The 14,372-nt window shown below is 66.3% G+C and carries 12 protein-coding genes; 8 read left to right on the top strand and 4 right to left on the bottom strand.

Features of this window, described 5'->3' with window-relative positions; all coding sequences use genetic code 11:
- Positions 1 to 4: 4 nt before the first annotated feature.
- Positions 5 to 394, bottom strand: a complete 390-nt coding sequence (locus tag ACSC1R_RS07555) for an Hsp20/alpha crystallin family protein (protein ID WP_439028453.1) — start codon at positions 392 to 394, stop codon at positions 5 to 7.
- 58 nt (positions 395 to 452) lie between these two features.
- The gene (locus tag ACSC1R_RS07560; protein ID WP_439028454.1) at positions 453 to 1,466 is read right to left on the bottom strand and encodes a type II glyceraldehyde-3-phosphate dehydrogenase; all 1,014 of its coding nucleotides are present in this window, start codon (positions 1,464 to 1,466) and stop codon (positions 453 to 455) included.
- A 252-nt stretch (positions 1,467 to 1,718) separates the two neighbouring features.
- Between ACSC1R_RS07560 and ACSC1R_RS07565 the strand changes: the two genes are divergently transcribed.
- From ACSC1R_RS07565 to ACSC1R_RS07590, 6 genes are all read left to right on the top strand, one after another.
- Positions 1,719 to 1,931 (top strand): hypothetical protein, encoded by a 213-nt coding sequence (locus tag ACSC1R_RS07565; RefSeq protein WP_439028455.1) that lies wholly within the window; start codon positions 1,719 to 1,721, stop codon positions 1,929 to 1,931.
- A 72-nt stretch (positions 1,932 to 2,003) separates the two neighbouring features.
- On the top strand, positions 2,004 to 2,957 hold the full coding sequence (locus tag ACSC1R_RS07570) for an aminopeptidase (protein ID WP_439028456.1): 954 nt from the start codon (positions 2,004 to 2,006) through the stop codon (positions 2,955 to 2,957).
- Positions 2,958 to 3,555: 598 nt separating this feature from the next.
- Positions 3,556 to 4,206, top strand: a complete 651-nt coding sequence (locus ACSC1R_RS07575) for an HVO_0476 family zinc finger protein (RefSeq protein ID WP_439028457.1) — start codon at positions 3,556 to 3,558, stop codon at positions 4,204 to 4,206.
- 83 nt (positions 4,207 to 4,289) lie between these two features.
- A complete protein-coding gene (locus ACSC1R_RS07580) occupies positions 4,290 to 4,925 on the top strand; it encodes a protein-L-isoaspartate(D-aspartate) O-methyltransferase (RefSeq protein WP_439028458.1) in 636 nt (211 codons plus the stop codon).
- A gap of 26 nt (positions 4,926 to 4,951) precedes the next feature.
- Positions 4,952 to 5,953, top strand: coding sequence for a class I SAM-dependent methyltransferase (locus ACSC1R_RS07585; RefSeq protein ID WP_439028459.1), 1,002 nt, complete (start codon positions 4,952 to 4,954; stop codon positions 5,951 to 5,953).
- 26 nt (positions 5,954 to 5,979) lie between these two features.
- The gene (locus ACSC1R_RS07590) at positions 5,980 to 6,705 is read left to right on the top strand and encodes a protein-L-isoaspartate O-methyltransferase family protein (RefSeq protein ID WP_439028460.1); all 726 of its coding nucleotides are present in this window, start codon (positions 5,980 to 5,982) and stop codon (positions 6,703 to 6,705) included.
- A 15-nt stretch (positions 6,706 to 6,720) separates the two neighbouring features.
- Here the strand turns inward: ACSC1R_RS07590 and ACSC1R_RS07595 are convergent, their stop codons facing one another.
- Positions 6,721 to 7,182: a DUF7382 domain-containing protein gene (locus ACSC1R_RS07595; protein WP_439028461.1), complete on the bottom strand. Its 462-nt coding sequence runs from the start codon at positions 7,180 to 7,182 to the stop codon at positions 6,721 to 6,723.
- Positions 7,183 to 7,608: 426 nt separating this feature from the next.
- On the opposite strand from ACSC1R_RS07595, the gene ACSC1R_RS07600 reads away from it, so the two are divergent.
- Complete coding sequence (locus ACSC1R_RS07600; protein WP_439028462.1) at positions 7,609 to 8,667, top strand: ATP-binding protein; 1,059 nt, start codon at positions 7,609 to 7,611, stop codon at positions 8,665 to 8,667.
- A 335-nt stretch (positions 8,668 to 9,002) separates the two neighbouring features.
- Complete coding sequence (locus ACSC1R_RS07605; protein ID WP_439028463.1) at positions 9,003 to 10,886, top strand: ABC transporter substrate-binding protein; 1,884 nt, start codon at positions 9,003 to 9,005, stop codon at positions 10,884 to 10,886.
- 226 nt (positions 10,887 to 11,112) lie between these two features.
- Here ACSC1R_RS07605 and ACSC1R_RS07610 read toward each other — a convergent pair whose 3' ends face one another.
- Positions 11,113 to 14,124 (bottom strand): bacterio-opsin activator domain-containing protein, encoded by a 3,012-nt coding sequence (locus ACSC1R_RS07610; protein WP_439028464.1) that lies wholly within the window; start codon positions 14,122 to 14,124, stop codon positions 11,113 to 11,115.
- Positions 14,125 to 14,372: the final 248 nt, after the last annotated feature.

The raw sequence follows: 14,372 nt of genomic DNA on the forward strand, positions 1-14,372 counted from the left end.
AGACCTACTTCAGGTCGATGTCGGCGGAGGAGTCCATCCGGTCGAAGACGACCTCCAGAACCCCGTTGTTGTATGTCGCGGTCGCGGTGTGTTCGTCTACCCGCGTCGGCAGCTCGACGCGCTCGTGGTACTGTCGGTGCTCGCTCTCTGCGCCGATGGTCAGCGCTTCACCGTCGCATTCCAGTTTGATGTTGTCTTTCTCGACACCTGGCATGTCCGCGATGACGCGGATCTCGTCGTCTGTCTCGTGGATGTCGACGTGCGTGTCGGCACCGAAGCCAGCGTCGCCCTCGAAGTGCATGTCCATCGACCGGTCACCCATCATCTCGTTCATCATCCGTTCGATCTCCTTGAAGAAGTCGTCGAACGGTTCGTCACGGTCGTCACGACGCATGGACGTGGGTAGCGTGGCTCGGGTGAAAAACCTTCTGTCCCCGACAGTCGCGCGCTGCTCAGAGGCCCATGCCCATCGACTCGTTCGTCGTCTCGACGCTCTCCTCGGCGGTTTTCGCCCCGAGGACGGCCCGGATGGCGTCGACGTTCTCGGGGACCACGTCGGACTCCTGGTGGATGGCCTGGAACAGATAGAGGTCGTTGTCCTCCATCGTGACGGAGGCACCCCAGATGCAGTTCTCCCAGATGTCGGCCCGCGGACGACCGCGGTCCATGGCGTACTCCTTCAGTTTGCCCGCGCCGTCGATGTCCATGTGTTCGGGGACGATGAAGGTTCGAGACTGCGATTCGAGCAGCTCGCGGACCTCGTCGGCGTCGGGCTGGGACTCGAGTTCGACGTTGATGCTGTGGGTGTGCATCAGGGTGGCCGGGACCTTCATCCCGAGCGTGTCGATGTTGAGGTCGGGGAAGATGGTGTTCACGTCGGGGCCGTGGTGGCTCGGCAGGGTGACCGGGTTCGGGAGGATGTCGTTGATAGGACCGCGTCCGGTCTGGCCGGGGTCGCCACCGCGGCGGACCAGCGTGGCACGGACCTTCTCGATGCCGTACTCTTCTTCGAGGGGGGCGACCAGCCGCGAGAGGCCGGTCGTGTTGCAGGAGACGACGCGCACGTAGTCTGCGTCGGCGGCCTGGTCGTAGTTCGCGCGGGCGTTGAAGCTCACGTCGCCCACGTCGGCGTCTTCGCCGCCCTGGAACAGCGCCGGGGTGTCGTACTCCTCGTACATCGCCCTGTTGTCCGCGCCGATGCCCGAGGGGCAGGCGTCGACGACGATGTCGGCGGCCTCGACGAGCTCGTCGACGGTTCCGGCGACCTCGATGCCCGCCTCGTCGAACTGGTCGAGCCGGTCCTCGATGGCGGCGTAGAGCGGGTAGCCCTTCTGGACCGCGGTCTCGGCCTCGAAGTTGGGTCGTGTCTTCGCGACGCCGAGCACTTCCATGTCGGGCTGGGCTGCGACGGCGTCAGCCACGCGTTTGCCGATGGTACCGTAACCGTTGATGGCCACCTGAATCATACGCGAGTGTGCACAGAGGCCGTGCATAACGGTTTCGAGGTCGGTACCTACTTCGGAGCCGAGTAAGTTCTCGATAGCCACCCGTTATCTCACCACCGTCTGGCGGTCCGTCCGTGACGCCCGACTGTCGCATGTGCACGATTCACGAGGAATCTATGCGTCGATTACCGACACTACCAGTTCTCGCGAATGATTCTGTGTGTTCTAATCTGCAAATATTAAATATCAGCGCAATAATCTATACATCGGAGTATGTTCACGATTGGGGTGTTCGTCGCGGGGCTGGTGCTGTTCGTCGGGGGGATTCGGGCCATCCGGACGACGGGTGACCCGAGCAGTCCGGCCAACCAGCTGTTCGTTCGTGACAGCCATCACCGCGACAGCGCTATGCGTTACGTCGAGTGCGACGGTGCGATACTGGGTATCCTTGGACTCGCACTGATGCTCGCGACGACGCTCGTCTGAGTCTCCGTCTCCGGGCGTCGAGACGGCACCGAGACGGCAAGGTCTATCAGCCGCCGCCGAGTTCGCTCTCCTATGACAGACCTCCAGGAGCCGGCCGAGACGGCCATCCGACAGTGTCTCGCCGTTCAGGCGGACGAGTCCTGCGTCATCGTGACCGACGACAAGCGCGAAGCCATCGGCGAGGCGCTGTACGCCGCCGCCGCCGAGGTGACCGACGACGTGACCATCGCCCGCTACCCGCCGGGCGACCAGCACGGCGAGGAGCCGCCTGCACCCGTCGCGGCCGCCATGGAAGCCAGCGACGTGTTCCTCGCGCCGACGACCAAGAGCATCAGCCACACCCGCGCCCGCGGGAACGCCTGCGAGGCGGGCGCTCGCGGGTCGACCCTCCCCGGCATCACCGAGGAGGTGTTCACCACCGGGCTCGACGCCGACTACGAGAACATCGCGGCCGAGTGCGAGGCGATGCTCGAACAGGTCGCAGACGCCGACGAGATTCGCGTCACGACCGAGCTGGGCACCGACATCACGTTCGAGATTGGCGACCGCGAGTGGCGCTCGGACACGGGGATGGTCCACGAGCCCGGCGACTTCTCGAACCTCCCCGCCGGCGAGGTGTTCGTCTCGCCCGAGACCACGAACGGGACCTACGTCGTCGACGGCACCATCGACCCGCACGGCCTGCTCGCCGAGGGCGAGACGGTGACCATCGAGGTCGAAGACGGCTACGTCACGTCGACCGATTCCGAGGAAATCAACGCGATGCTCGAAACTGCAGCCGAGGAAGTCGGGCAGGACGCCTACAACCTCGCCGAACTCGGCATCGGGACGAACGTCGCCGTGACGGAACTCGTGGGCTCGGTGCTGCTGGACGAGAAGGCCGGCGGCACCGTCCACATCGCCTTCGGGGACGACGCCGGTATCGGCGGCGACGTGAGTGCCCCCATCCACCAGGACGGCATCATCCGCGAGCCGACCGTGTATGCTGATGGGGAAGAAGTCGAACTACCCGGCGGCGTGGAGTAGAGTCGGGTTCTGATTCCGGGTTTCGTCGGGTGCTGTTTCTGGTGAAATCGAGATTGCGACTCTGCCAGTGTGCAGTACAGAGGGTGCTGGTGGCTGCGAGCAGGTGGCTCGCGCTGGTGGCGATGGAACCGCAACCGCCCAGCAACGCGACCGCACCACGCCCTCCCCAGCCGATTCCGTTCCTCGCTGGCGCTGCGGTACTCATCCCTCGCGCGACGCTTACTCGCGGCTTCGCTGGCGCTCAGCACGCTCGCCAGCGCGCGCCGGAGTGTTCGATTCGAGGTCGTCGCCGGATTCTTGTCCAGACATCGTGGCGCGCGGCCTGACTCGTCGCCGAGCACTGCGAGGCGGCGAGTTCGTACTCGCGCGAGGGATGAGCGGAACGCAGTGGAGCGAATCGGCTGGGGAGGGTGTGGTGCGGTTTCCATTGCCACCGGCGATAGTGAACTGCATGCCAGCAGAACCACCGTCATCTCACGCACCAGAAACCGCAATCCGCCGCGATAGCTGAGAAACCGCCACGGTGGTCCACGTGACAACCGCAACCACACGAGACGGACTCCGACGGCTTTTACCGCGCTCCCTGCTAGAACCGACTATGACCGAGGTCGCAGAACGTGTCGCCGTTCCGTGCCCCTCGTGTGCGACGGGTGAGACCGTCCACGAGGTGCTCAAAGAGCGCGGCGACATGTACACGGTACGCTGTACGGAGTGCAGTCACGTCCACAAGGAACGAATCGAGGAGGAGGAGACGGTGAACGTCAAGGTCGTCGTCAGCCAGGACGGCGAGTCCTTCACGGCGCGGGTCGACGCCCCCGCCGAGGAGACCGTCGCGGTCGGGGAGGAGTTCATCCTCGACACCGAGGAGGCCATCATGACGGTGCGCATCACCGACCTCGAGGTCGGCAAGGAACAGCGCACCGACGAGGCGCTCGCGAAGGACGTCGACGTGTTCTGGACCCGCGCGGTCGGGAACGTCGGCGTGAACGTGACCATCCACCCGCGCGACGGCCGGAACAACGAGACCCGCGCGGAGAAGGTCCACGTCCCCGGCGACTACGAGTTCACCGTGGGCGAGACGGAGGTGTTCGGTGAGAACGAGTTCACCGTGAAGGGTATCGCGGTCCGCCAGGACGCCGAGGGCTACCATCAGGACCACCTCAACCACGCCGGTGACACCGTCATCGCGAAGGACGCAAAGCGCGTCTACGCGTGGGACGAGGAGACGACGGCCTGGTCCGCCTGGTAGACCACGCCCCGCCAGCGTTTCGCTTCTCCAACGCGAACCGATTTCAGGCTCGCGAACCAACGGTACCACGACCGGAGACACCAATGTCCACCGATTTCGAGGCCGCCCGCGAGTCACTGGCCGACGCACTCGCCCGCCGACAGCACATCCAGCGCGAGTCGACGCTCGACGCGATGCGGGCCGTCCCTCGCCACGAGTTCGTGCCGCCGAAACGCCGGCACGAGGCGTACGCCGACCGCCCGCTGCCCATCGGCGACGGGGCGACCATCAGCGCGCCGCACATGGTCGCCATCATGGTCGACGAACTCGCCCTGGAGCCGGGCGACCGTGTCCTCGAAATCGGCACGGGCTGTGGCTATCACGCCGCCGTCACCGCCGAAATTGTCGGCGCGTCGAACGTCTTCTCCGTGGAGTACAGCGGGCGACTCGCCAGAGAGGCCCGAGAGCGGCTGAACCGTCTGGGCTACGGCGACGTCTCGATTCGCGTCGGCGACGGGCGCGAAGGCTGGCCCGAGCACGCGCCCTACGACGCGGCGTATCTGACCTGCGCCGCGAACGAGTTCCCACCCGACGTGGTCGAGCAGGTCCGCCCCGGTGGGCGACTGCTCGCGCCCATCGGGACCACCAGCCAGCGACTCGTCGCGGCGACCCGCCGGGCTGACGGGTCCCTGGAGACGGCGGACCGCGGCGGCGTCCGCTTCGTCAGGATGCAAGGTTGACGTAGCCGGCCGACGATTGCTCGGGTATGAGCGAGCAGACGGACACGAGCACGGAGACGCTGTTCTTGCTGTGGGCCGCCCGCGAGACGGGTGTGCTCGACGCGCTCGTCGCCGACGCCGACACGCCCGCCCAGGTCGCGGCTCGAACCGGTATCACCGAGCGTGCCGCCCGCCTGACCGTCGAGACACTGGCCGACGAGGGGTTCTTCAAACTGGTCGAGGGCGCGTACGAGCCGACGAACAGGGCACTGGGATTCCTGGCGGCGAGCGACCTCCGGTCGGTGAGCCGGCTCCCCCACGAACTCGACGTTCTCGCTGCGCTTCGAGAGCTCCCCGAGACCATGCAGAGCGGGGAGCCGCCGGCCGACGTGACCGACGCCGCCGATGCCATCTGGAACGACCTCGGCCACGTGCAGGCGACCGACGTGGCTACGGTCCGCGCCAGCGTGACCGCCGCCCAGCACGCGGTCGCCAGCCCCGGCGGGCCCCGCAGCGCGAACAGGGTACTCGACGTGGGTGGTGCACCCGGTCCATATGCCGTCGAGTTCGCGACCCGCGGGTACGACGTGACGCTCTTGGACACCGCGGAACGACTGGCCGAGAGCGAGTCGTTGCTCGCGCACGAACCGGTCGAGACAGTCACCGGGGACCCGGAAGCACTGGACCCCGAAGACGGGGAGATGGCCTTCCCCGTGGTCGACTGCGTCTTCGTCCCGATGCGGACCCACGAGTTCGACGCCGAGACGAACCGGCGGCTGGTCTCGCGCGCCCACGACGTGCTCACTGGCGGCCGAGACGTCGCCGAGAGCGGCGATTCGACAGGCTGGCTCGTCGTCGTCGATTACCTCCGCGACCGCTCGCCCCGGGCCAGCGCCACAGCGGTCACCGAGTTGGCGACTGGAACCGGCGCGTGCTACACTGGTGACCAGTACCGCGAGTGGTTCGATACGGCTGGCTTCCGGGCGATACAGGTCCGTGACGTGCCCGGAACCGACAGACAGGTCGTCCTCGGTCAGGCGCGATATTGATATGCGTGCACCACCGAGGCCGACGTATGGAGCACGCGGTGTTGCGCGACGACATGGTCGACAGCCTCGAACACGATGCGAAGGGCGTCGTGTCGACAGAGGCCGTCGGCCTCGCCTTGCGGGAGGTTCCCCGCCACGAGTTCGTCGCGGACGACCGTCGGGCCTACCTCGACCAGGCCCACGACCACGGCGGCACGACCGTCCTCGCGCCGAACCTCGTCGCCAGACTGTTCGAAGCGCTGGCTATCGAGGCAGACGACTCGGTCCTCATCGTCGGTGCGGGCGTCGGCTACACCGCCGCCGTCGCCGCCGAACTCGCCGGGGCGCGGCACGTCCACGCCGTCGACATCACGCGCCACGTCGTCTACGACGCCCGGACGAACCTCGCCTCGGCCGGCTACGAGGACGTGTTCGTCGACTGTCGCGACGGTGCCCGCGGCCTGCCCGAGTACGCCCCCTTCGACAGGATACTCGTCGAGGCGGCCGCCGTCGACCCGCCACGAGCCCTCGTCGACCAGCTCGCTGACGATGGACGGCTCGTCATGCCTCGCGGGGTCGGCGAGCAACACATCGTCGCGGTCGAAGGTGGCGAGCAGGTCGACAGCTACGGCCCGGTCGCGTTCGCGCCCCTGCTCGTGGACGGCGAGCAGGCGGGGGCCATCGAACGAAACCGAACGGCGAGGGAGGACCGCGAGCGGGCGGCCCAGGCGGTCCAGCGCGGCTGGGAGTACGACTGGATAGAGTGGGACTGATTCTGGGTACGACCGCTACTCCTCGATGACGAGGATGACCGTGTTCGCACGCTGGTCGGCGTACTCGCTGCCGGCGGGCGGTTTGATGTCGATTTCGAGCGTGCCCTCTTCCTGATTCGGTCCGAGCGTCGGCGCGATGTCGACCGTCGCGTGCCCTTCTGGACCCGTCTTCGCGGTCCGTATCCCGTCCAGTTTCGCGGTCTCGCCTTTCACGACGACGGTCGCACCGGCGACGGGGTCACCGTTCGTGTCGACGACGGTGATGGTCACGGACTGCTCGCCGGGCGTGACCACGTCGGGACTGGGCTGGGCGTCGACTTCGGTGACGGCGAGGCCGCCGATGCCGGAGATCATGTTCATCATCACGGAGAGGCTGGCGACGCCGACGACGAGGGCGATGACGAGTCGGATGGGTAGTCCTTCGATGGCGCGGGTATCGTGCCGGAGGCGGTCGAATCGGAGGTGGTCGAGAGTCATGCCGGGGTTGGCCCCGTTCTGGTATTTGAATGGTCGGCTGCTGGTCGCTGATGTCGGTGGTGTCGGCGGTGTCGGTGGTGTCGGCGGTGTCGGTGGTGTCGGTGGTTCTTCAGTCGGAGTCGTGGGCAGTGTCGGCCAGCAGTTTACTCGCGCTGGTGGAACTGGGACCGCCACCGCCCGCCACCGCCCGGCACAGCACCGAACCACGCCCTCCCCAGCCGACTCCCTCCACTACGCTTCACTCCGTTCCGGTCGTCCACCGTGAGAGCAAGCTCTCACGAGCCCGCTCTCGCTACCGCTCGTGCGGACCTCGCGCGGATTCGGCTCGCGACCTCACTGGCGTTCAGCACGCTCGCCAGCGCGCGCCATCCGGTCGTCCGGGCCAGCACACGAACCTTCAAACCCGATACCGCACCCAGACCGGCCATGGTCGTCATCGGGCGGGACGCGGACGAGACGGGCGCAACGGTCGACTTCGGGCACTTCAGGGCACCGGACGGGAGCCACGGGGCCAGGGTCGAACTGGACTGTGAGTTCCCCCACGCGGGGGTGGTCGTCGGGAAACGCGGGTACGGGAAGTCCTACACGCTCGGGGTCGTCGCGGAGGGACTGGCCCTGGCCACGGGTGTCGCACCCGTGGTCGTCGACCCCCTGGGCGTCTTCACGACGCTCGATTCCGGCCCGGTTCCGGCCACGGTCGTGTCCGACCCGCGAGTCGCCGCGTCGACCCTGCCGCCGCGGTCGTGGTGCGACTTGCTGGGACTGGACCGGGACTCGGCGGCCGGTTCGGTCGTCTGGCAGGCCGCGGCCGGTGCCGACACGCTGGCAGGGATGTGCCGCCGAATCGACGACGTAGACTGTGGACCGGTCGCGCGACGCACCGCCCGGAACCACTTCGCGCTCGCCGACTCGTGGGACGTCTTCGCGCCGGATGGGCTCGACGCCGCCGTCCTCGGGTCCGGTGACGCGACCGTCCTCGACCTCTCTGGACATCCTCCGACGGCGATGAACGCCGTCGTCCGTGCGGTCGCGTCGGCGCTGTACGAGGCGCGCGTTGCGGGCTCCATTAGCAGGCTCCCGTGGCTGCTCTGTGACGAGGCGCACGTGTTCTTCGACGGGGTCGCCGCCCCGGCGCTCCGGACGCTGCTGACGAGGGGTCGCCAGCCCGGGGTGAGCCTGCTGGCCGCGACGCAGCGACCCGGAGCGTTGCCTGCGGTCGCCATCTCACAGGCCGACCTCGTCGTGGCGCACCGACTCACCGACCATACCGACCGCGAGGCACTCGACCGCGCACGCCCGGCGTACGCGGGAGACAGCCTCACCGCTGGCATGCCGACCCGACCGGGAGACGTGACGGTTGTCGACGACACGGGCGAGGCCGTCCACGCGGTTCGTGTCCGAGAGCGCGAGACACCCCACGGCGGGTCGAGTCCACGGGCTGGAACGGCTGCTGGCACCCTCGACCAGCGCCCGAGTCTCAAATGAACGTTTGAGTCTCCACCGGCGTTAAGTCCGGTCCGGTGCTACAGTGAGGTGTCGACAGGAACCGCCGCCCACTGTCATCCCCCGCACATCCACCGCCGCTCCTGTCGGCACAGCCAACCCCTCGACACCGGCGTCGTCGCCCCGATGCCCGGTGTTTCCGCCCCCCGGTCACTGGACCCTGTCCACGACCGTGGGTGCCCGTTTCTTGACGTCAGATACGTGACGATTACACTCTCACAGGTCTATCAATAATCTGTCTAAAGTGTCTGTAATGGACAAACAGCTATTTTGGTTTACGTGTCCCTTATTGGAACGGTCGTGCAACAGTGGCGTGCATGTCAGACGAAAAGTCCCTCCAGCGCCGGACGTTCCTGAAAGCGACCGGTGGCGCCGCAACCGCCCTGACCCTCGCCGGCTGTTCGACCACAGACGACGCCGGAACGAGCGACAACGGTACCGACGACACCGACGGCACCGGTGGCACCGACGACACCAGCGGCACCGACGACTCCGAGAAGGTCGACGGGAACCCCGACGCGACGCTCCAGCTCACCAACGCGACGATGAGCACCATGGACCCCATCAAGGCCACCGACACGGCCTCCGGTGAGGTCATCCAGCAGGTGTTCGACGCCCTGATGAACTACCCCGACGCGCGCATCGAGGTCGAACCACTCCTCGCGACGGACTACCAGGTCTCCGAGGACTTCACGACCTACACCTTCAATCTCAAAGAGGGGGCGAAGTTCCACAACGGGAAGACCGTCACCGCACAGGACTTCGTCTACTCGTTCGAACGCCTCGCGGCCTCCGACAACTCTCGCCGGGGCTACTTCATCCTCGACTCGATGTCCGTCGAGCACGAGACGACGACCACCACGAACGAGGACGGTGAGGAGGTCGAGGTGTACAAACCCGGCACGCTCGGGGTGAACGCCGTCGACGACACGACCCTGGAGATCAACCTCTCGGGGCCGTTCCACTCCTCGCTCGAGATGCTCGCCTACACCGCCTTCGCCGCCCTTCCAGAGGGCATCATCGGCGACGTCGAGGGCTACGACGGCGAGATGAAACACGCGACGTTCGCGACCGAGAACCCCATCGGGTCGGGGCCGTTCAAATTCGACAAGTGGGAGACGAACACCATGGCGTCCGTCTCCCGGTTCGAAGACTACCACGGCGAGACCGCGACCGTGGCAGGTGTCCACTGGCAGATAATCACCGACCCCGACGCGCTGTACAACTACGGCCAGAACAAGAACTCCGACCTGCCCTCGATACCGACGTCGAAGTACGACCCGAGCAAGGTCAGCGTCGAGACCACCGACGACCTCGGTCGCCAGGTGGGTAGCTACGGCCCGATGCGCAACGGTGAGAGCGTGGACTACCTCTCGGTCCCCACCATCAACACGTTCTACATCGGCATGAACGCCAAGAACGTCGAGCGCCCCGCACGCAAGGCCATCGCCTACGCCATGAACCAGAAAGAGGGCGTAGAGCAGGTGTTCAAGGGTCGTGGTGAAGCCGCGTACCACTTCACCCCGCCCAGCATCTACCCCGGCGGGAACAAGGCGTACCAGAAGCACGCCGAGGAGAACTATCCGTACGGCTACAACGAGACGGACCTCGAGTCCGCCCGGCAGGTCATGGAAGACGCCGGCTACGGGCCGAACAACAAGTACGAGGTCACGTTCACGACCTACAAGTCCGATACGTGGCAGGGGCTCGGGAAGCTGCTGCGTGACAAGCTCAGCACTGCCCACATCAACATGAAACTCGAGGAGGCCCCCTTCGCGACGCTCCTCAACCGCGGTCGCCAGGGGAACCTCGCCGCGTACTCCCTCGGCTGGGTGATGGACTGGCCCGCACCGGACAACTTCTGGGGCCAGCTCGCGCCGCCGAGCATCACCGACACCACTGGCGGTGCCGGTGGTGCGTACGTCGACTGGGACGACGCGTCTGGCAACGGCTCGACCCGGGCGAAGAAGGCCTGGGAGACCATCCAGAACAACCAGGCTCCGACCGACGCCGACGCCAAGAAACGCAACGAGGCGTACGTCACGCTCGAAGAGGCAAACTGGGAGGACATGGTCCTCCTGCCGGCCTACCACCGGGTCGACGAACGCTTCGCGTACGACTGGGTCGACATCAACAAGTTCGGTGCCGGCGGCACCTCGCGCCAGAAGTTCAACACCGTCAGTGTCGGCGACCGGAGCTGACGTCCCGACCACGCTGTTCACTCTGTCGTCCTTTTTCGTCGGAATCGCCGACCGCTGTCGGAGCGACAGCCACGCCTCTCGGGAGTTGGTTCGTCAGGAAGGGGGGTTGGGGGGAGTATGGGGGTGGCGACAGCGGTTCGCTGCTAATTCGCCAATTGGTGGTATGGGAGGAACGGGATTAACCGTTTATTCTAGCCTATTTGTGTCCGGGAACAGGGGGCTCTAATCAATTAGAGTCAGATTCGAATACGGACGTGACGAGTTTGCGTTCGGCCGCACGCAGGTGATAGTGGTACGTGGGCGGCGTCACGTCGAGCGCCTCTGCGAGCTTCTCGCCCGTGACCCCACGCGGCCAGGCGTAGAAGCCAGCGTAGAACGCGGCCTGGAGCGCTTCGAACTGTCGTTCGGTCAGTTCGTTCTCGACCCACGTCCGCAGGTCGCGGTTCTTCCGTGCGGTCCGGGTCGTCTCCCGGCGCGCACCCAGTTCGGTGCCGGGGTAGGTCTCCTGGATGTCGTTCCAGAGCCCGCGCGTGTCACCACCCTGGGGCAGTTCGACGAGCAGTTCGGTGACCCCGTCGCTCGCGTCGAGTTCACGGAGCGACCCGTCGTACTCGCGGAGCAACTCGAACAGCTGGGGTTCCGCTAACCGGATCTCGAACAGCGTCCGCTGGTCCTCTTCGTCCTCCGTGATGCGGGTGATCGAGGTGACCGCCGACCAGTCCGCGACGGTCTCCTCGACCGTGGCCGGGTCCGTCCCCGTCACGGTCACGAAACAGAGGTGCGTCCCGTCCGGGCGTGCGATTGCCCCGTCGAGCGAGAGCGTCCCCCCTACCTGCTTCGAGAGCCGACTGAACGAGAGTCGTTCGTCGTCGACGAGGAACTCGAGTTCGATACGGCTGTCCGTCACGAGCGCCCGGGTCCGTTCGACCGCGTGGATGGCGTACCCGATGGTCTGGCCCAGTTCCGCCAGCACCTCGACCTCGCGGTCGGTGACCGTCTCGGGCGTCGAGACGTGCAACACGAGGACGCTGTACACCCGCTCGTTGTCCACCAGTGGGACCGCGACGACCGTCTGGAAACCGTAGGTCAGCGACTCGGTCCGTCGTTCCTCCCACGCCGGGGCGTTCAGGACGTTCTCGACGACCTGTACCGAGCGCTCCTCGGTGGCCAGTCTGCAGAGTTCGCCTTCCGGCGTGGAGACGTCTGCCGTGTCACCGACACGGTCCATGTAGTTCGCGTCCGCGTCGGCCCACACCAGCGGCGACATCGACTCCGTCGCCGGGTCGACCTCACCGACCCACGTACACACGTACGGGTCCGCGTCGGCGAGCCGGTCACACACTGCCTGCTCGATCTCCCGGCGCGTCGACGCCTGGGCGACCGCCCGGTTCACGTCCCGGACGATATTGTTCGTGTGGTTCAACTTCCGGAGCTCGTCGTTCTGGCGACTCAGTGTCCGGTCGTGGTCGCGGAGCAACTGCTCGCGCTCGGCCCGGTCGAGCGCCGCCTCGGTGTTCGCCGCCAGGATGTGCATCATCTCGACGGTCGACTCGTCGAACCCGTCGACGACGCCACTCGCGGCCACGATGGCTCCGTGCGTCCCGAGCGGGATGACGAGTTCACTCTCGACGCCCGGTGCGAGTCGCCCGTCGTCGCTGCTCACGTCGTCGTAGTACCGTGACTCGCCCGCACTGAACGTCTCCCAGACGTTGCTGTCGCCGCGTTCGATGGCCGGCGGCGACTCCAGCAACTCGGCGGTACTCGGCGTCGTCGCGACTGGTTCCAGCCTGCCGACGTCGCTATCGAAACGGTAGACGACCATCGCGCTCAGCCCGAGCAGGTCCGCGGCCGTCCTGGCCGTCGTCTCGCAGATCTCCTCGGACGCTTCCGCCCGCATCAGGTCACGCGTCGTCTCGTGGAGCGTGTTCAGGGTCTGCTCGTACTGCTTGCGCTCGGTGATGTCCGTCGCGATAGTCAACACCGCGTGCTCGCCCTGGTACTCGATGGCCCGCGACGTCGTCTCGACGTGCTTGACCTCACCGTCTTCCGTGACGATACGGCGCTCGCGCCGCGTCGGTTCGACCGCGCCCCGCTCGACCTCCTCGATGACCGACTCGACCTCGTCGATGTCGGCTGCGTGGATGATGTCCGAGACGGACTTCTCCAGGACCGCGTCCGCACTCTCTGCCCCGAGCAAGGAGACGACCGCCGGGTTCGCGTACACGACGTCGAGGTCCCGATGGACCAGAATCGGGTTCGGTGACACCTCGACCAGCGTCCGATACCGTTCGCTGCTCTCGCGACGCTCGTTCTCGATGACGGTCCGCTCGACCGCACTCGCGAGCACCGTCCCGACGTTCTGCAGGAAGGTCACGTCGTCCTGGGTGAACTTCCGGTGGGTGGTCGCGTGAGCTTCGAGGACGCCCCACGTCTCCCCTCGGAGCCCGATTGCCACGCACGCACCACTTCGCACGTCAGCCTCCAGCATCGCGTCGTTCTGCTCGAAACGCGTTTCGTCGCGGACGTCGTCGACGACGACGACCGGCGTGTCTTCAGTGTCGACCACGTGGCGCGCCTGGGCAGACGGGGCGGCCCCGGCAGCCCAGCCGACCTCCGCCTCTGGCAGGAGTTCACCCGTCGACTCGTGCCGTCGTAACACCCGGACGTGACTCACGTCCAGTGCGCGTGCGACCCGTCGAACCGTCGTCTCGAACAGCACGTCGAGCTGGGGCTCGTTCAGCGCCTGCTGCCCGATGGTCGCCACCGCCTCCTGCTGTCTGACCCGGTCACGGAGTGCGCTCTCGGTGCGATACTGCGACACCGCGTTCCCGATCTGGTTCGCCAGCAGGGTGAACCGATCACGTCCCGGTTTCTTCTGTAGATACTGCGTGACACCCGCCGCGATGGCCTCACTGGCGATCTCCTCCGACCCTTTCCCCGTGAACAGGATGAACGGCAACCGTTCGTCACGCTGCCTGACCGACTCGAGCAACTCTAGCCCGTTCATGACGGGCATGTCGTAGTCACTCACGATGCAGTCGACCGCTCGCCCCTCATCGAGTGCTGCCAGTGCAGCTTCCCCATCGGAAACTGGGACCACGTCGAGTGAGGGGCTCTCGAGCTCCAACATCGCCTTCGACACGTCCGCGAAGTCCGGGTCGTTGTCGACGAAGAGTACCGTCACCTCCTCGGTCGTCGGGCCTCGTTGCTCGAACCGACCGATTCCGTCCTGCGCCATACCCTGTCTATGCATGCAGGGTACTAAACGATTAGAGTCTGATGGCGTGTATTTCTCCGGTTCGGAGACGTCTCGCCCCGGCTGGAAGACGGTAGAACGAGCGCGAAAACCGCTGTTCGTGGCGTTGAACTGGAAGAAGCCCGCGAGGCAGGATTTGAACCTCACTCGCACGGTCTCGCTACCGCGAGCTGCGTGCTCGCTGGTTCAAATGCCTTGTCAGCGTGTTCGACGAACTCGTTGTGCTCGCA

It is taken from the genome of Haloarchaeobius ordinarius (assembly GCF_051801355.1).
In the GTDB taxonomy this organism is placed as follows: domain Archaea; phylum Halobacteriota; class Halobacteria; order Halobacteriales; family Natrialbaceae; genus Haloarchaeobius.

Excerpts from the sequence above, each read along its gene's own strand:
- ACSC1R_RS07565 (WP_439028455.1), top strand. The coding sequence starts at position 1,719 with ATGTTCACGATTGGGGTGTTCGTCGCGGGGCTGGTGCTGTTCGTCGGG.
- ACSC1R_RS07560 (WP_439028454.1), bottom strand. The coding sequence starts at position 1,466 with ATGATTCAGGTGGCCATCAACGGTTACGGTACCATCGGCAAACGCGTG.
- ACSC1R_RS07585 (WP_439028459.1), top strand. The coding sequence starts at position 4,952 with ATGAGCGAGCAGACGGACACGAGCACGGAGACGCTGTTCTTGCTGTGG.
- ACSC1R_RS07575 (WP_439028457.1), top strand. The coding sequence starts at position 3,556 with ATGACCGAGGTCGCAGAACGTGTCGCCGTTCCGTGCCCCTCGTGTGCG.
- ACSC1R_RS07610 (WP_439028464.1), bottom strand. The coding sequence starts at position 14,124 with ATGGCGCAGGACGGAATCGGTCGGTTCGAGCAACGAGGCCCGACGACC.
- ACSC1R_RS07570 (WP_439028456.1), top strand. The coding sequence starts at position 2,004 with ATGACAGACCTCCAGGAGCCGGCCGAGACGGCCATCCGACAGTGTCTC.
- ACSC1R_RS07605 (WP_439028463.1), top strand. The coding sequence starts at position 9,003 with ATGTCAGACGAAAAGTCCCTCCAGCGCCGGACGTTCCTGAAAGCGACC.
- ACSC1R_RS07555 (WP_439028453.1), bottom strand. The coding sequence starts at position 394 with ATGCGTCGTGACGACCGTGACGAACCGTTCGACGACTTCTTCAAGGAG.
- ACSC1R_RS07600 (WP_439028462.1), top strand. The coding sequence starts at position 7,609 with ATGGTCGTCATCGGGCGGGACGCGGACGAGACGGGCGCAACGGTCGAC.
- ACSC1R_RS07590 (WP_439028460.1), top strand. The coding sequence starts at position 5,980 with ATGGAGCACGCGGTGTTGCGCGACGACATGGTCGACAGCCTCGAACAC.
- ACSC1R_RS07595 (WP_439028461.1), bottom strand. The coding sequence starts at position 7,182 with ATGACTCTCGACCACCTCCGATTCGACCGCCTCCGGCACGATACCCGC.
- ACSC1R_RS07580 (WP_439028458.1), top strand. The coding sequence starts at position 4,290 with ATGTCCACCGATTTCGAGGCCGCCCGCGAGTCACTGGCCGACGCACTC.